Genomic DNA, 15,222 nt, shown 5'->3' on the forward strand with positions numbered 1-15,222 from the left:
TTACAACCGGCATCGGTATTACGACCCGAGATTGGGGCGGTATCTGACCCCGGACCCGGTGAAGCTCGCGGGTGGGTTGAATCAATACCAGTACGTGCCGAACCCGACGGGGTGGGTGGATCCGTTGGGGTTGAACTCCAATTGCCCGCCGCCGAATAGGCCTGGGTGTGAGGTGCCGGGTGGGATTGGCTCGGCTAGAGTTGATAAGGGGGAGCCGGATGTACCGGCCATTGCTCACGATATAGATCCACAAACTTTGAAAAGAGTACATACAATCGAGGGAAAGACCTCAACCAAGACAGTCGAGGACTATAAAAGCCAAATGCGTAACGGGTACGACTCAGTGGAACCTATCGACGTAATAGAACATGACGGCCATTTATACATTCTGAACGGACACCATCGCGCAGCAGCTGCACGGCAAACTTCGACCAATGTGACAATCAGACTCATAACCGATCTCACAAAATACGACAGAACTCTAAACAGCATTGAAGATGTACTAAAGTCAGCAAACAACGTAGGTTTAGACAGATTGGAGCATCGCAGAAGAAGATGAGTGAACAAAGTGAAACTTTGGAAATCCTGATAAATGACTTTATCTCTATGGTAGAGTCCAGCACTCTGGTATTTGAGAGAAAATTTGGCACTCGAGATATTCGAAGGCTTTGGCGCACCGAGTCAATAAAGCGATGCGGGAGGGTCACTCGAGGCGTTAAATATGAATTGCATGGTATTGGCTGTCGAATCAATTTATCGACCGGAAGTGTAGATTTTGACTATGGCCCTAACGGTGAAATCAATGGATTTGATGTTTGGCGCCTATACAACTTCGCTCGCGAGAGACCATCAAAATATAAAAAATATTGCAACAAAAACAACATCGAAAAAGAATTAGAAGAGTATATAAATCTAAAAAAAATAAAAAAAATGTCAGCCATAAGCAATCTATATGTATTGGCCGACTCAAAAGAAATCGATTAGACCCACCACAAAAAGGGCCTGCTCACTCAGGCCCTCAAAACCAAATCCAAACTTTCAAGCCACCCTACTCCACTCACTGCTCATCCCCATCCTCCTCATACTCCATATCCGCCTCATCCGCATCATTCAACGGCACTGTCGCATCATCCATCAGCGAGCCCGGATCTTCATTCCCCGGGTCATTGATAAACGGCAGTCCACTCGGGCCCTTCTCTTCTTTGCCTTCGGTTTCAGGAGTCATGGCGAACCTCTTGATCGTGTGGGATGTATGACGTTCGAAAAGCCCTGCCGCCAATCGTTCCTCTGCCTGACGGCCAGACACGAAAAACCCGGCACCAGGCCGGGTTTTTCGTTGATCAATCAGCGATGTTTATTTTTGTGTTTGTTCTTGTGCTTGTGGCCGCCGGAATGAGATCCGCCGTCGTCGTCGCCAAGATTGTTACCTACCGCGCCGCCTGCTGCACCGCCCAGGCCCGCGCCGATGGCGGAGCCGGTGGAGCCGCCGATGCTGTTGCCGACGACCGAGCCGCCTGCTGCGCCCAGACCGCCACCAATGGCGGCTTCAGTGCGGTTGCGTTTGTTCGCGCCGACGGCACTGCCCGCCGCGCCGCCAACACCTGCGCCGACCGCCGCGCCCGTGCTGCCGCCGAGTTGTCCGCCAACCACATTACCCAACGCACCGCCGAGACCACCGCCTACGGCAGCGGTGCCGTCTCCGGCTGCCATCGCGCCTTGCGCCACGAACAAGCCAAAAAACAGTGCAGATAATGACAATCGCATATGAACCTCGCAGTTCCCGAAACGGGACAATCCGCCCAAGCGGGGCGTATGCAGATTGGAGATGATTTCGGACAAAACGTTCAGCCATGAAAAAGCCCGACATCGAGCCGGGCTTTTTCTGACAGGCAATCAGCCTCAGTGGCGCTTGTGACCTTTGCCCAGGTTGCTGCCGACTGCGCCGCCTGCCGCACCGCCCAGACCCGCGCCGATGGTGGCGCCGTTGCGACCGCCCAGGCTGTTGCCGATCACCGAACCACCGGCCGCACCGACACCGCCGCCGATCGCCGCTTTGGTACGGCTGCCCTTGCGTGCGGCGACGGCACTGCCCGCTGCGCCCGCGAGGCCAGCGCCGATGGCGGCACCGGTGCTGCCGCCCATTTTCTGACCGACCACATTACCCAGCGCACCACCCAGGCCACCGCCCAGCGCAGCGGTGCCATCACCGGCAGCCATCGCACCTTGAGCAACCAGAAGGCCAAGAACCAGAGCAGGCAGTGTTAAACGCATGACGAAAACCTCAAATAAACGGGATGACGAAAAGGAGCGGGATCTATGTGCGGCGCAGGAAAGTCCAGACGCCGGCGACAGCGTCGATTGGACAGCGATCAGGGAAAAGGTTTTATGCCGGGCAAAAAAAAGCCCGCTGGGGAGACGGGCTGGAGACTTGCTTTCTAACGGATGGCTTCACCCTACGTTGACCAACGTGAAAAGTTTGTGAAAAAAAACCGACATTAATGTCAACGCCCGCCCTGCATTCCATCTCCCATTCTTGCGCATAAAAAACCCCGCTCAGAGACGGGGTGCAGGATGAAATCACTTTCTGGTCCTTGCCGTGACCTTGGGCAGAAATTTCGCTTTCGGCCCTTTGGGGGCTATAGATTTGATTTTGCCGATGCTGACCGGATCTTCGCCAAAACCCGACTGATACTCCGACTGACCGCAGCGCACGCAGTTGTTGAATGAAAACTCTGCGCCATCATCTTCGATAAATGGACCTGACATAGACTCTCCCCTACGCAACCGGGTCGACACCGGCAAAACAGTTTTGCCTGGAAAATATCGTCCCTCAGCGCTTTTGAGACTAGCCGGTCATTACTGGACTTGCCGTCCAGCGGCATTGATCACCGACGAATGGATCAAGCGCTGCAATCAGCGCTCACTCGCTAAATCGGCTTTGGCTTGACGGCAAGCTCAGCGCAGCTTCACCGCCGTTCCGGTGACAAACACCACGACCATGCCGCCCTTGCCTGCCGGCATGCTGATCTCAAAATCCACGCCGACCACGGCGTCAGCCTGCAATGCCCGCGCTCGATCTTTCAGTTCGTCGGTTGCCTGAATGCGGGCCTCTTTAAGAGCCCGCTCCAACGTCTGCGACCGCCCACCAAAGAAGTCGCGCATGCCGGCGAACATATCGCGAATCACGTTGACGCCTTGCACAGACTCGGCGCTGACAATGTCCAGATAGGCCGTGATCTGCCGCCCCTCGACGGAATGAGTGGAGGAAATGATCATGAAAGCCGTCCTTATACTGCAAAAGTGAAAGCGGCGATTGTAACGCGGCACCAAACGTCGCACCCGCTGCTTCAATTACATTTAACGACCCACAATTGATCCAGCTTCGTCGTAAAACTCGAACTCATCATCTCCCGTCGCATCCCCCAATCCGGATCGGCTGGCACACTTCCCGCGCGCAACGTTCCATGGCCCCATCGCTGATTGATTCGATCCAGTACGCCCATCACCTTCTGCGCCGCTTGGGGTTGAGAATCTGCAAACAGGTCTTCGGTAAACTCTCCGGGCTGCCGAAGATCCATCAATAACACCTCAGCCTTGCTGTACTTGAAACCCGGCCGGAACAATCGGTCAATCGCCTCGCTCGCCAACTTGCTCAACAGTCGCACGTCGTTTGTCGGATAAGGCAATTCAATCAGCGCGCCATTGGCGTACTTGGCCTCCTGCGGATTGAACATGCCCGTGCGGATACTCACGCGGATCTTTTTGCACAGTGAATTCTGTGCCCGCAGCTTTTGCGCCGCTCGATGTACATAAGTCGCCACGGCTTCCTTGATCGGTTCGATGGTAGTCAAACGGTTGCCAAACATGCGGCTGCTGCAGATTTCCTGTTTCGGCGGCTCGGTTTCGGACAGTTCCAGACACGATGTGCCGCCCAGTTCGCGCGCGGTCTTCTCGATCACCACGCTGAACTTGCGCCGAAGTGTCCACGGATCAGCCCTGGCCAGGTCCATCGCGCTTCTGATCTGCATGCTCTCAAGATGAGCTTTCATGCGCCGACCGATGCCCCACACTTCGCCGACATCGGTGTTGCGCAGCACCCAGTCGCGTTTGACCGGATCGCAGATGTCGACCACGCCACCGGTGTGCGCCTGCAGGCGTTTCGCAGTGTGGTTGGCGAGCTTGGCCAGCGTTTTCGTAGGGGCGATGCCGACGCCGACGGGGATGCCGGTGCGTTTATAGACAGCAGAGCGGATGGTCCGGCCAAACAAGGTCAGGTCGCCTGGTATGCCGCTGAGATCGGCAAACGCCTCATCAATGCTGTACACCTCGACGGCGGGCACCATGGATTCGATGATCGTCATCACCCGCTCGCTCATGTCGCCGTACAACGCGTAGTTGCTGCTGAACACTTGGATACCGTGGCGGCGCAGATCATCACGAATCTGAAAATACGGCGCGCCCATTTTCACAAAGGGCTTGGCGTCGTAGCTGCGCGCAATCACGCAGCCATCGTTATTGCTCAGCACCACAATCGGCGTCTTCGCCAGATCGGGGCGAAAAACTCGCTCACAGCTGGCATAGAAGCTGTTGCAATCAATCAGCGCAAAGACCTGCTCACGATTTGCCATGGTCGCGCACGCTGTAAGTCACCACGCCCCAGATCACCAGCTCATCTCCTTCCATCACGTAACGAGGCGGATATTTACTGTTGGCTGAAAGAAGAATGATGGCGTTATCGCGCATGTGCAGGCGCTTGCAGACGGGCTCGGAGTTGAGCCCAGCGATCACGATATCGCCGTGCTCGGCATTCAGGCTGCGATTGACGATCACCAGATCACCGCAAAATATCCCCGCGTCCTGCATGCTCTCGCCTTCGATCTTCGCCAGATAAACGTGCGGCGCACGAATGTCGAAAACCTCGTCCAGAGAGATGTGCTTTTCAATGTGATCGGCCGCTGGCGAAGGAAAACCGGCGGGAATCCGAAACGAATACAGCGCAAGCTTTTCGCCTGCGCCAGACAAAGGGCCGAGGATGGTGACGCTCATGATACGAACCTGATAGTGAATTTACTGTATGCGCATACAGTAAACTCGGGACGGTTCAAGGGGTCAATGAGGCGTGTAGGAGATTTCGACGGGTGACAGGGTTTTGTACAACTTCTCGGAAAGAAAGGCACGCCGCCATACATTCCAGATCGTCGGTCCCAGTTGTTCGTTATTGCCCTTTTTTCCAGACGCCAAAAAACACAAACCCCCGACTTTCTCTAGGAAAATCAGTGGCTTGCGTTTACTGAATGTGGCGGTGAAGGAGAGATTCGAAACTACCCGTTTGCGTTCTTTTCAGCACACCCCCCCGATTTATAAGGGCTGCAGAGGAGCGAGTTTTTTAATCTCAGTCCCATGTCAGTCCCATCGGTTTTGCGCACCAGGTTGCAGCACACGGATGTGAAGCCCGTTTCGACGTTTCATGTTGACCCATGGGAAAAAGGTAATTTTGGTAATGCGGCATGAGGCAAGCTCTGGAAGCCTTGAAAATCGGGGCGTAGAGAGAAGTATGCAGAGGTAATAATTTGGTAAGTATGAGGTTAGAAAATTACCTTTCCTATGGGTAATCCCTTATAGCCCTCAAACCCAGTAAAACTGGGCACTTGAGAAATTATTACCCTAGCTCTTACCTAAAATTACCTCTTGAGGTAATGAGTGAAAGCCAGGCACGGCAAGGGCTTTAGCGCGTATCCACACCTCGCTTACCAAAATTACCTTTTTCCCAGCCCACGTCTGAAAATGGCCAAGACGACGTCCCTTTTCCGTGTTTTTCACATCATGAGAATTTGGGACTGATAGCAAGAAAATTCTTGGTGACTCTGTGCAATACCAGAAAACCCCGCAGAGCCAAGCAGACCGGGCCTTACAACCGCTTTCCCAGCGGACTGGGCGTTGCCGGATTCGCAAGTGGTGCGAACAGTTCCAAAAACGAAAATACTCTGTGCAGTAGGTTTTTCAGGCCGCAGCCCCTGCACGCCGGGCGTCTCACGTCCTTGGCCAACTCGTCGATGCTCCGTAAAGCTGTGCCACGGATCTGCACTTCTTTACAAAACCTTGCACTGCGTGCAATCCATGCAACGCCCCCAGCCCCCGCAGCAGGCCTGGGCAGAGCCGGTGATTGCACCGCTCTGGCCTTTGCACAAAAAAGGGACGCAAAGCCCGCCGGCGGGAGGGGGATAAGTGCTTTTTCACCGATTTTTTATAGAGATCGATTCGTTGCAAACGATTGAACACTCGCAGGGCTGATGTCTCGTGGACTCCAGCCTTTTCGCGTGCAGAGCTTAGAGATTCGCGAGCATCGCCGTAGTCGCATAATCGCGTCTGTAATCGCTTGTGCATTTGCGTCCAAGGTTTCCATGGCGACGAATGCGTTACCTGCAACATCCGCTACGCCGCTCTCTGAAAGCCACTTAGTGATCTCCTCGATGGCCGCGCCTAGCGCGTGCTGATTGTGTAGAAGCAACGTCAGAGCATCTGCCGTGGCGATCTTGCATTCCGAGTTATCCAGCATGGTGGCCATCCTTAAAAAGTGGTCTCGTAAGATTAGTCCATCCTCCGGATAGCTCGCTGGACGTTGCTAGATTAGTCAGCCTTAACCGACTCTGCTCGATGCGACGCTGGCAGGCATGGTAGTAACCGGCTTCGTGTTGAGCGGTATTGAGTACATCGATGGCTGCGCGTATGCGCAGTCGAGGTGGTGTCGACTCGGCTGAAAAGCAATTAGCGTGTGCACACAAAAAACCAAAATACAGACCATTCTTATTTTAAACGGAACAGCCATCTCCCACCCTCAATCAAATACATGCAACGCATGCGTCAGACATAAAAAATCTCACAATAAGTCGCTACATCAACGTGTATACAACGCGCCTCTGCTTTTTTGAGATATTTAACAGGATTATGAATAGGTTTTTTTAAATGCGATCAACACTACTACGCACAGTATCACTTTTAGCTGCTGCTACGATCCCCCTTTGTGCAAATGCTACCTGCACTTACCTTGCGGGGCACGGCCCAGTAACCATGAGCACCAAACTCCCTCCCAGCATTACTGTTCCAGCGAATACGCCCAACGGTACGATAATATACATAGGGGGCGATGGTTTTGCGAAAGAGCTAAAAAATCGATTTGGTTGTACTACTAGCTTTTCCGCTGGAAGTATGGACGCACGAGGACAGAATGCGACCTCTGGAACTTACCCCATAGGAGATACAGGCTTGGCGTGGGAATGGACTACTAACCAGGAGAGAGTTGGACAATACCCTGCTATCACAAAGGATGCCGCCCCCGATTATACTTTCAACTATTTGATCCTAGGTTTTAATATCGTTAAAATCGGAGACATCAAAGCTGGTGCAAGAATCCCCGGCGGAATATTGGGTTATTACAGAGATGGCGAACTTTACCCGATAACCCTAAGCGTCACGGAAATGAATGTTGTCGCAGCCTCCTGCGAAACACCGGATATCACTGTCCGAATGGGCACCTTCACGCTCAGCGACATTGGGAAGGCACAGGGAAGCCACTCTGAGCCTGTTGCTTTTGGCATAAAACTGAATAATTGCCCAGCAGGCCTTAATAAAATAAATTATCGCTTCACGAGAGTCGGCGAGACTGCCGATTATCGAAATGGTGTCATCAGATTGAATTCCAGTTCCACAGCCAAGGGTATTGGCATCCAGATAAAACACTCCAATGGCCAGCCAGCCATAATCGACGGCACAACCAAACAAATTTATGACGGTTATGATTCAAAAGGAGGAAACTTTGAAATCCCTATGACGGCCGCATATTTTCACATCGATAACGAAGACTTGAAGCCTGGCACAGCCAATGCCGAGCTTAACTTTACAATTGAATATCTATAACCGGAAAACTTTACAGCTAACAAAAAAAACAATGCAGCTTGATTGGTTTCAACCGTTGAGTTACGCCTAATAGCGCTGACTCAAAAATTATGCATTTAACTGTGCATCCACAAATAAAACACACTACATCGATACCGCAGGCTTCGGCTGCAACGTTATTTTTTCGAGTTTTACTAGGCCAGTAGAAGCTTGCGATGCATACAGGGTAAAATTGCCCGCATTGTTCGGCGTTTGCGTGACGCCATGATTATGCATGGCTATTTGCACATTCATATGCTCAATTAATTTAAGCACATCGCAAACAACCTGAAATAAGTTAATCGATTCCGACCCAATCCAGTTCTTCGGTGCCATCAGGTGCTGTTGTTTAGCTACGATGCTTCGGCGCAGCCCTTCAATTCGCTCCTGCATATCGCCTCCCACAGTGGCGTTGTACTTCTTTCCGACAACCAGGTTCAGATCACGACCGGTCGCTAGGTGCAGATCATCCACTGCCGCCAAGCTCGCGGATCCGCCCGACATCAGCTTGAGCGCTCCCAGCGCCTCGATCTTTTTCACACCACCCACAGTTTCGGTCGAGTGGTCGTCGATCGTCTGCGTGTAGCTCTGGAACTGCTCGCGGTTGTCCAGAGCTTCGACTTCGCGCTCGATCGCCTGATCTCGGATCTTGCCATCGGTCTGGCGTAGCCAGTTGCCATCGGCGTCGACGCGCTGCTGGGCGGCTTCGCTGTGCTGCCATACCTGGTCGCCCTTGGGCACCAGCGGTCAGCTGTCTGCGGCCAGTGAATTCAAGAAACGCCTGCTCGGCATGGCCGCCGGCGCCATGTTCACCGGCAGCGGCCAGCAGCTCGACAAGTTGATGAAGGATCAGCTGTTTGGCATCAAAACCGTGTCGACCATCGACTACGTCGGCTACAGCAAGGAATACGCCTGCTACGTCTACGGCGACCTCGCGATCAAGGACGGCACCACCTACAAGGTCAACAGTGAAGACTATTTCGAGTTCGGCAAGCTGCGCCTGAAAACGCTGCAGAAAGGCGTACCAATCAAGCTGCAGCGCGATGGAAAAGACTTCAACGAGAAGTGGGTACAGTTGCTGTGGACCTGTTTCGGCGCCCAGGGCTTCGTCGCGCTGGTGTTCTTCTTCGGCTCGCTGTTCTGTGAGCAGATCCGTGCGCGTTACCAGTCCTTCCCCTTCCTGGAAGCCACTGGTGAAGCCGGCGCCGGCAAGACCACACTGCTCAACCTGCTGTGGAAACTGCTCGGCCGCGAAGGTTATGAGGGTTTCGACCCGATGAAATCAACCAAGGCCGGGCGTTCGCGCCTGATGGGGCAGGTGTCCGGCATGCCGGTGGTGTTTCTTGAGGCCGATCGCCACTGCGACGATCGGGCGCACGCCAAAACCTTTGAATGGGACGAGCTGAAAGACTTCTACGGCGGCGGCACGCTGGCCACCAAAGGCGTCAAGACAGCGGGCAACGAGACGTATGAACCGCCCTTTCGCGGAACGATCGCGATCAGCCAGAACGCGGCGGTGGTAGCGCACGAAGCGATCATGACGCGCATCGTTAAATTGCACTTTGTGCGCCCGATCGTTACGCCGGAAAGCCGTACGGCCGCCGATCAGTTGAATGCGTTGGACGGCGCCACCCTCAGTCACTTCCTGTTGCGCGCCGTGGGCAAAGAGTCCGCTGTGCTTGAGCTGTTCGCTCAACGCATGCCCGAAAACGAAGCCAAGCTGCGCCGCCTGCACACGCACTGTTTTGCCTGCGGTACGGCCTATGCGAGCGAGCAAGGCAACTGCAGCAGTTGCGGCTACGACCTGCGCGGTTACATCCGGGTCGAGCGTATCAGCAAGAACCACGCGCAATTGTTGTCGCTGCTGGATGGCCTGCGCCTGGTGCTGAAACTCAGTGATCCGCAGGTCGCCGCCACGCAGCGGCAGATCGTGCGGATGGCCATTGAGCGCCAGGCCTCTATCAGCTCCGACCATCCGGCCGTCGCCGAATTTTGGGAAGTCTACGACTACCTCGAATCCTTGAGCGAAGACCCGGTGGTCGACCACAGCAGTGACCCGGCGGTGATTGCTATCAACCTCAACGAATTCTGCGAGCGCGCCGCCGAACACAAACAGAAGCTGGCGGACGTGGCCACGTTGCGCGACCTGCTTAAGGAGTCGCGCTCGCGCAAATTTCTCGACAGCAATAAGGCCGTGCACAGCGCCGTGCGCGCCGCCTTCAATCACCGCAACCCTGTTTCCCAACCCCGGCCGACCACGGTCAAGTGCTGGACATTCAAGGCGTAAAGGAGAGCAAGACCGATGCAGATCCAAGTGTTTATGGGCAATGCCGGCGACGGCCACACCAACAAGCTCCAGTCGGTGCAAGACCGTTTGGATTTGGCGGGACAACGCGCGCCGATCATTCAGGCCGGTGCTTACGCAGAGGACGGTTTGTTGCAGATGCTGGAAGTTCGAGCCGCCGCTGGACAGCGCGAAATCCTCGTGGACGACTGCAGCCGGCAACAGATTTTGCGGGTGTTGGAATGGCAGTCATGTGTTGAACATGAGCCGCGTTTTGACGGCCTGGTGATCCACCTGGCACGTAAGGACTGAGGAAAAACAGTGTCGAGGAGTTGCAGCTCCTCGACACCCGACTACAACTGAGGACCCTAACCATGCAAGCACAGAACCACAGCAGCAGCGGCGCGAAGGCTACCACACCGGCGCGGCACCTGGTGGCCACCGCGATTATCGGCGCCGCCGTCATCGGCTACCTGGTGCACAAACCCCCCGAGGCCCGCACGCGCCTGGAAAGCCTGAGCCAGATGGCCAGCCACTTGGGCGATCTGAGCGCGACGGATGCCGCCGTGATCAGTCAGCTACTCGCCCGCCCCGCCACACCGGGAGACTCACGCCATGTCCAGTGACCCAGCCGTAACACCGGTGCGCCGCTTTCCCTGGAACATCGATTACACCAGCGTGTGCGATCAGTGCGGCAAGTGGCGAGCCCAGGGCAATCACGATAAATGCAGCCGCCGGCGTCAGCGGCTGAACGCTCATCTGCGCCATCCCAAGCCCAAGGCATAGCCCGCGTCCACCAGAAGACGCACCCGCAGATACTTGGCCCGGAAACGGGCCTTTTTGTTTCCGATCGTCAGACTGTCGACATACGAGTACAGCGTTAGGGGTTTACATGAGTGGGGTTGAAACTCGCGGTAAGTCCGTGAGGATCTATTTTCAGTACAACGGGGAGAAATGCCGGGAGACGTTCCCGGGCGGCAACACACCGGCCACCGTGGCCCAGGCCAAGCGCTTGGCCGAGATCATCGAGTACGAGATCCAGACCGGTACCTTCGACTACGCGCGGCACTTTCCCAATTCGGCCAGATTGGTGGAAAACACCTTCGGCCACTACCTGGATCTGTGGTTGAAAATCAAGGCCAACAGTGTCGCGGCTTCCAGCTACCGAGGTTACGCCAACAAGGCCGAAGTGCATGTGCGCCCGCGCTGGGGCACGGTCCAGATCAACCAGATCGATCACCTGGACCTGCAGGAATGGATTCAGGACACGCTGTCCAAAACCCTGAAGAACAAGACCATCCGCGACATCATCAGCAATGTGCGCCAGGTGTTCCGCTTGTATCGCACGCGGATGAAAGTCGCGCACGACCCGACCGAAGGGTTGATGGTGCGTCTGCCGGATCCCGAAGCGCCGGACCCGTTCACCCGCGCCGAAATCCGACAGATACTCGAAACCCCGACCCAGCGCACGCAAGAACTGCTGATGGTGCAGTTCATGCTGTGGGCAGGTCCACGGGTATCGGAAACCATTGCCCTGGCCTGGGAGGACGTCGACCTGGCGCAAGGCACGGTGACCTTTCGCCGGTCCAAGGTGCGCGGCGCTTATCGCGTGACGAAAACCCGTCGATCAACGCGGCGGGTGCGCCTGCTGGCACCGGCGTGGGACGCCCTGCGCAAGATCGATGCGCTGAACCGCAACCGAAAAGCGGAAACCGTGGATGTGGTTGAGCGGGACAACAAGACGGTGCGAAAACACAAACTGCACTTCGTGTTCCTCAACACCAAAACCGGGCTGCCGCATGCCAATGACTTCGTGGTGCGCGATCGTTTCTTCAAGGCGCACTTGCTCGCCGCCGGCGTTCGTTATCGGGGGCCGGGACAATGCCGGCACACCTACGCCAGCCAGTTGCTGACCACCGGGGTGGCGTCGATCGACTGGATCGCCGAACAGATGGGCCACACCAACGGCAACATGATCCGTCAGCACTACGGGACGTGGATCAATGAAGACGGGCCGGACGTGATTGGGATGTTGCAAATTGCATTAGGAATCGAGACGGCGCCAGTACAGCACGACTTACGCCGCAACGCAGAAACTAGGAGCGGCTAAGCTATTTTATCGAGATAAGACTGAAACGCGTCTCTCGGCTCTGTACCATAGGCCCTGCTTTGGATTACGAGATACCTGAGAGGCTGCTACGAGTTCGGTGAGGAGTTTACCTACTGATCTGCTGGAAGATTTACAGACAATGCGAGCTGGGTGGCCAAATCCAACCCCAATTGAAATTGCATAAAATAGCGAATTTGTTGTAAAAATTGAGACGGTGTCGAGGGGATACCGCATTGGGAATTTTATGATCTTAGGCGTCAGTGTTAACGGTTTCAAATCGCTCGCCAACTTCAATCTAGTCAAAGATGGCCTGAGTAATTTTACTTGCCTCGTCGGGCTCAACGGTGCCGGCAAGAGCAGCGTACTACAATTGCTAGACTTTTCCTCACATCTGATGCGGGGAGATGTGGATAGCTGGCTATCTAAACGAGGTTGGAGTGCCTCCGACCTCCACTCTAAATTCAGTACTGGCTCAAACATAATCATCGCCATTACGGTTCAAATCAAGAGCGGCGACATACTCTCATGGGTGGGAAGCTTCAACAGAAGCACTCTTTCATGCACAACAGAAAGAGTATTCAACGTTGACGACAACTTATTTCAACTTTTGAGAGGGAAATACTCCATACTTGACGCACCGCCCTCTAAAGTTGAATTTAATTATACCGGCTCTATTCTTTCAGTACTGAAAGACGAAGCACTACACCCCGACATCGTTGAAGTCAAAGATATAATTTCAAATATAAAATCTTTAGAGCTTCTATCCCCTCACTTAATGCGATACTCGTTGCGAGAAGTTGCAACAGACATCGGAACAGGTGGCGAAAAGCTGTCTCCATTTTTATATAATATCAAGGGTAAGGAACGAGAGAAGCTCACAAATCTGTTGCGTGAATTTTACCCCTCTGTGATCGACTTCAAAGTTAAACAGGAAAGAGCAGGGTGGAAAAAACTGTCAATCATAGAGAGTTTCAATGGAGAAATCGTTGAAACTGATGCGAAGCACGTAAATGATGGGCTACTAAGGATTCTGGCAATTCTCGCACAGGCAGGCTCAGGTAATTCCACCCTACTTTTTGATGAAGTTGAAAACGGTGTAAATCCTGAAATAGTGGAAAGACTTGTTCACGTGTTACAAAACGCCGGACAACAGGTTATCGTTACTACACATAGCCCAATGATACTAAACTATCTTTCTGATGAAGTGGCCAAAGAGTCTGTTCACTTTATATATCGCACAGTTAGTGGCGGAACCCGCAGTCGCCCGCTATTCAGCATACCTAAAATGGCAAAGAAACTCGAAATAATGGGGCCTGGCGAAGCTTTTGTAGACACAAGCCTTTCCGACCTAACTATTGAATGTGCCAAGCTCGATTCGGACGATACCTCAAAATCAATGAAAGGTGCCTTGTGATAGTAGTGTGCAGTGGAGAGGGTGTAACGGATTTAGGATCATGCATAAATCATGCAGGATTTTGTCAGGATGACATGTACAAATTAGGCCCCCTTACTTTTGTCATCGACTACATAATCGAAGAGGTACTGCAGTACAGCCCACTAGAATCACACATTGGTACTTATAGATACTTCAGCGAAAACCACTTAACTCAACGCCTTGCAGCTAGGAAAAGAGAGCGAAGAGGGTTTGTACTCGCTGGACGCAAACACGGTGTGGAAACTGGCTTTTTTTATTTCAACGCTTGGATGCTCGGTGAGATATCCAAAGAACTAGAAGAGTCAGAACAGGATGTCGCTATTGCAGTCCTCTTCAGAGATTCTGATGGCACAAATGGTGACCCTAGCGATATTGGAGCGCAGAAGAGAGCTTCGATTGAGGCAGGCTTCAAACGCGCCGATTTCACGAGAGGTGTAGCAATGGTACCAAAACCGAAATCAGAATCATGGTTTATATGCGCGGCGAAGGAAAATCCGTATCAGAATTGCGCTGAACTGGAAGAGCTTCCTGGAAATGACCGATCGCCAAATTCTGCAAAGAGGATGCTCAGCGCAATACTAGAAGGAGACGCTACCAACGAACGCTTAGTAACTTGGCTAGAGAACAATAGATTGGATTGCAATAGACTTTCAGAGGTTATGCCAAGCTTTGGCAAATTTCATCGACGGCTAACCGAAGTTTTACAACAAATATAACCCATCATCAAACACGATAGAACAAATGATTTAATAGTGATTACGCGACTAAAAAGCACGAGCCGGTTAGCTTCAATATTAGCCCAATACCCGTGATAGAACACGATCTTCAACGGCTAAGCCAAGAACGAACTCTACGACTTCCGAAGTCGTATAATCGCGTCTGTAAGCGCTTTCGCGTTTGCATCCAGGGTTTCCATGGCGACGAGTGCGTTGTCGGCAACGTTCTCTACACCATTGTCTGAAAGCCATTTAGTGACCTCCTCTATCGCCGCGGCCAAGGCATGCTGGTTATGCAAGAGCAATGTCAGAGCATCTGCTGCAGCGACGTTGGATTGTGAGTCAGATGGCATCGAAGTCGTCCTTGTAGGTGAATTACAAAAAGCCTAGCTCATCGCATCGCTGGTGGTGGTGGTCGGTCATCCACTCGCGAGCCTCTACTTGCGCACCAAAATAGCGCACCAGTCCCATATCAGTCCCATATGGCTTTTTTTAGAACGTCAAAAACCACAAACCCCCGACTTTCTCTAGGAAAATCAGGGGTTTGCGTTTACTGAATGTGGCGGTGAAGGAGAGATTCGAACTCTCGATACAGTTTCCTGTATACACACTTTCCAGGCGTGCTCCTTAAGCCACTCGGACACTTCACCGTATCTCTGCAGACATCTTCTGTCTGTCGAGGCGCGCTAATGTAGTCGAAAGCTTTTCTGATGGCAAACTTTTTTTCAGAATTTTCATGCGCTTA

Annotated in this window: 17 protein-coding genes, 1 tRNA gene and 3 pseudogenes; 10 read left to right on the plus strand and 11 right to left on the minus strand. The window is 53.3% G+C overall.

All coding sequences use genetic code 11. From position 1 onward, the window contains the following. Positions 1 to 559 (plus strand): RHS repeat-associated core domain-containing protein (locus CXF97_RS06850; RefSeq protein WP_178081154.1); only part of this gene is annotated, 559 nt, incomplete at its 5' end. Continuing rightward, positions 556 to 984, plus strand: a complete 429-nt coding sequence (locus CXF97_RS06855; protein WP_101157402.1) for a hypothetical protein — start codon at positions 556 to 558, stop codon at positions 982 to 984. The genes CXF97_RS06850 and CXF97_RS06855, both read left to right, overlap by 4 nt. A gap of 73 nt (positions 985 to 1,057) precedes the next feature. On the opposite strand, the gene CXF97_RS28190 is transcribed toward CXF97_RS06855, so the two are convergent. The 8 genes and pseudogenes from CXF97_RS28190 to CXF97_RS28405 form a co-directional block, all read right to left on the minus strand. Then, a complete protein-coding gene (locus tag CXF97_RS28190) occupies positions 1,058 to 1,225 on the minus strand; it encodes a hypothetical protein (protein ID WP_016773805.1) in 168 nt (55 codons plus the stop codon). A gap of 119 nt (positions 1,226 to 1,344) precedes the next feature. Next, positions 1,345 to 1,764: a glycine zipper domain-containing protein gene (locus tag CXF97_RS06860; RefSeq protein WP_101157404.1), complete on the minus strand. Its 420-nt coding sequence runs from the start codon at positions 1,762 to 1,764 to the stop codon at positions 1,345 to 1,347. Positions 1,765 to 1,899: 135 nt separating this feature from the next. Beyond that, positions 1,900 to 2,271, minus strand: coding sequence for a bacteriocin (locus CXF97_RS06865; protein WP_101157406.1), 372 nt, complete (start codon positions 2,269 to 2,271; stop codon positions 1,900 to 1,902). Between the two features lie 306 nt (positions 2,272 to 2,577). Beyond that, the gene (locus CXF97_RS06870) at positions 2,578 to 2,766 is read right to left on the minus strand and encodes a hypothetical protein (RefSeq protein ID WP_101157408.1); all 189 of its coding nucleotides are present in this window, start codon (positions 2,764 to 2,766) and stop codon (positions 2,578 to 2,580) included. Positions 2,767 to 2,955: 189 nt separating this feature from the next. Further along, complete coding sequence (locus tag CXF97_RS06875) at positions 2,956 to 3,276, minus strand: YbjQ family protein (RefSeq protein WP_101157410.1); 321 nt, start codon at positions 3,274 to 3,276, stop codon at positions 2,956 to 2,958. Between the two features lie 71 nt (positions 3,277 to 3,347). Beyond that, entirely contained in the window at positions 3,348 to 4,628 is a 1,281-nt protein-coding gene (locus CXF97_RS06880; RefSeq protein WP_101157412.1) for a Y-family DNA polymerase, read from the minus strand. After that, positions 4,615 to 5,046, minus strand: a complete 432-nt coding sequence (locus CXF97_RS06885; protein ID WP_101157414.1) for a LexA family transcriptional regulator — start codon at positions 5,044 to 5,046, stop codon at positions 4,615 to 4,617. Before CXF97_RS06885 ends, CXF97_RS06880 begins: the two co-directional genes overlap by 14 nt. Positions 5,047 to 6,343: 1,297 nt before the next feature. Further along, positions 6,344 to 6,556, minus strand: a pseudogene (locus CXF97_RS28405) (hypothetical protein); the annotation flags it as partial. 512 nt (positions 6,557 to 7,068) lie between these two features. On the opposite strand from CXF97_RS28405, the gene CXF97_RS06895 reads away from it, so the two are divergent. After that, on the plus strand, positions 7,069 to 7,914 hold the full coding sequence (locus CXF97_RS06895) for a fimbrial protein (protein ID WP_157830863.1): 846 nt from the start codon (positions 7,069 to 7,071) through the stop codon (positions 7,912 to 7,914). Positions 7,915 to 8,037: 123 nt separating this feature from the next. Here CXF97_RS06895 and CXF97_RS06900 read toward each other — a convergent pair. After that, positions 8,038 to 8,679, minus strand: a pseudogene (locus CXF97_RS06900) (hypothetical protein); the annotation flags it as partial. On the opposite strand from CXF97_RS06900, the pseudogene CXF97_RS06905 reads away from it, so the two are divergent. From CXF97_RS06905 to CXF97_RS27940, 7 genes and pseudogenes are all read left to right on the plus strand, one after another. After that, positions 8,672 to 10,219 (plus strand): annotated as a pseudogene (locus CXF97_RS06905) (bifunctional DNA primase/helicase); the annotation flags it as partial. The pseudogenes CXF97_RS06900 and CXF97_RS06905 sit on opposite strands and share 8 nt — an antisense overlap. A 15-nt stretch (positions 10,220 to 10,234) precedes the next feature. Next, entirely contained in the window at positions 10,235 to 10,528 is a 294-nt protein-coding gene (locus tag CXF97_RS06910; protein WP_101157418.1) for a hypothetical protein, read from the plus strand. A gap of 62 nt (positions 10,529 to 10,590) precedes the next feature. After that, positions 10,591 to 10,842 carry a hypothetical protein gene (locus tag CXF97_RS06915; protein ID WP_101157420.1) on the plus strand — a complete coding sequence of 84 codons (252 nt, stop codon included), beginning with the start codon at positions 10,591 to 10,593 and terminating at the stop codon, positions 10,840 to 10,842. Beyond that, on the plus strand, positions 10,832 to 11,002 hold the full coding sequence (locus CXF97_RS28195) for a hypothetical protein (protein WP_178081155.1): 171 nt from the start codon (positions 10,832 to 10,834) through the stop codon (positions 11,000 to 11,002). The genes CXF97_RS06915 and CXF97_RS28195 overlap by 11 nt, the downstream gene beginning before the upstream one ends. A gap of 106 nt (positions 11,003 to 11,108) precedes the next feature. Next, positions 11,109 to 12,326 carry an Arm DNA-binding domain-containing protein gene (locus tag CXF97_RS06920; RefSeq protein ID WP_101157422.1) on the plus strand — a complete coding sequence of 406 codons (1,218 nt, stop codon included), beginning with the start codon at positions 11,109 to 11,111 and terminating at the stop codon, positions 12,324 to 12,326. A 244-nt stretch (positions 12,327 to 12,570) separates the two neighbouring features. Then, positions 12,571 to 13,740, plus strand: coding sequence for an AAA family ATPase (locus CXF97_RS06925; RefSeq protein ID WP_101157424.1), 1,170 nt, complete (start codon positions 12,571 to 12,573; stop codon positions 13,738 to 13,740). A 74-nt stretch (positions 13,741 to 13,814) separates the two neighbouring features. Next, positions 13,815 to 14,477 (plus strand): hypothetical protein, encoded by a 663-nt coding sequence (locus CXF97_RS27940; RefSeq protein ID WP_157830864.1) that lies wholly within the window; start codon positions 13,815 to 13,817, stop codon positions 14,475 to 14,477. Between the two features lie 134 nt (positions 14,478 to 14,611). Here the strand turns inward: CXF97_RS27940 and CXF97_RS28410 are convergent, their stop codons facing one another. Continuing rightward, a complete protein-coding gene (locus CXF97_RS28410; protein WP_101157426.1) occupies positions 14,612 to 14,830 on the minus strand; it encodes a hypothetical protein in 219 nt (72 codons plus the stop codon). A 207-nt stretch (positions 14,831 to 15,037) separates the two neighbouring features. Beyond that, a tRNA-Ser gene (locus CXF97_RS06935) sits at positions 15,038 to 15,127 on the minus strand. Positions 15,128 to 15,222 lie beyond the last annotated feature (95 nt).

Origin of the sequence: Pseudomonas sp. Choline-02u-1 (genome assembly GCF_002836515.1) — a bacterium.
In the GTDB taxonomy this organism is placed as follows: Bacteria; Pseudomonadota; Gammaproteobacteria; order Pseudomonadales; family Pseudomonadaceae; genus Aquipseudomonas.

What these genes read in the sequence shown, in the direction of transcription:
- CXF97_RS06855 (WP_101157402.1), top strand. Translation starts at nt 556, where the DNA reads ATGAGTGAACAAAGTGAAACTTTGGAAATCCTGATAAATGACTTTATC.
- CXF97_RS28190 (WP_016773805.1), bottom strand. Translation starts at nt 1,225, where the DNA reads ATGACTCCTGAAACCGAAGGCAAAGAAGAGAAGGGCCCGAGTGGACTG.
- CXF97_RS06860 (WP_101157404.1), bottom strand. Translation starts at nt 1,764, where the DNA reads ATGCGATTGTCATTATCTGCACTGTTTTTTGGCTTGTTCGTGGCGCAA.
- CXF97_RS06865 (WP_101157406.1), bottom strand. Translation starts at nt 2,271, where the DNA reads ATGCGTTTAACACTGCCTGCTCTGGTTCTTGGCCTTCTGGTTGCTCAA.
- CXF97_RS06870 (WP_101157408.1), bottom strand. Translation starts at nt 2,766, where the DNA reads ATGTCAGGTCCATTTATCGAAGATGATGGCGCAGAGTTTTCATTCAAC.
- CXF97_RS06875 (WP_101157410.1), bottom strand. Translation starts at nt 3,276, where the DNA reads ATGATCATTTCCTCCACTCATTCCGTCGAGGGGCGGCAGATCACGGCC.
- CXF97_RS06880 (WP_101157412.1), bottom strand. Translation starts at nt 4,628, where the DNA reads ATGGCAAATCGTGAGCAGGTCTTTGCGCTGATTGATTGCAACAGCTTC.
- CXF97_RS06885 (WP_101157414.1), bottom strand. Translation starts at nt 5,046, where the DNA reads ATGAGCGTCACCATCCTCGGCCCTTTGTCTGGCGCAGGCGAAAAGCTT.
- CXF97_RS06895 (WP_157830863.1), top strand. Translation starts at nt 7,069, where the DNA reads ATGAGCACCAAACTCCCTCCCAGCATTACTGTTCCAGCGAATACGCCC.
- CXF97_RS06910 (WP_101157418.1), top strand. Translation starts at nt 10,235, where the DNA reads ATGCAGATCCAAGTGTTTATGGGCAATGCCGGCGACGGCCACACCAAC.
- CXF97_RS06915 (WP_101157420.1), top strand. Translation starts at nt 10,591, where the DNA reads ATGCAAGCACAGAACCACAGCAGCAGCGGCGCGAAGGCTACCACACCG.
- CXF97_RS28195 (WP_178081155.1), top strand. Translation starts at nt 10,832, where the DNA reads ATGTCCAGTGACCCAGCCGTAACACCGGTGCGCCGCTTTCCCTGGAAC.
- CXF97_RS06920 (WP_101157422.1), top strand. Translation starts at nt 11,109, where the DNA reads ATGAGTGGGGTTGAAACTCGCGGTAAGTCCGTGAGGATCTATTTTCAG.
- CXF97_RS06925 (WP_101157424.1), top strand. Translation starts at nt 12,571, where the DNA reads ATGATCTTAGGCGTCAGTGTTAACGGTTTCAAATCGCTCGCCAACTTC.
- CXF97_RS27940 (WP_157830864.1), top strand. Translation starts at nt 13,815, where the DNA reads ATGTACAAATTAGGCCCCCTTACTTTTGTCATCGACTACATAATCGAA.
- CXF97_RS28410 (WP_101157426.1), bottom strand. Translation starts at nt 14,830, where the DNA reads ATGCCATCTGACTCACAATCCAACGTCGCTGCAGCAGATGCTCTGACA.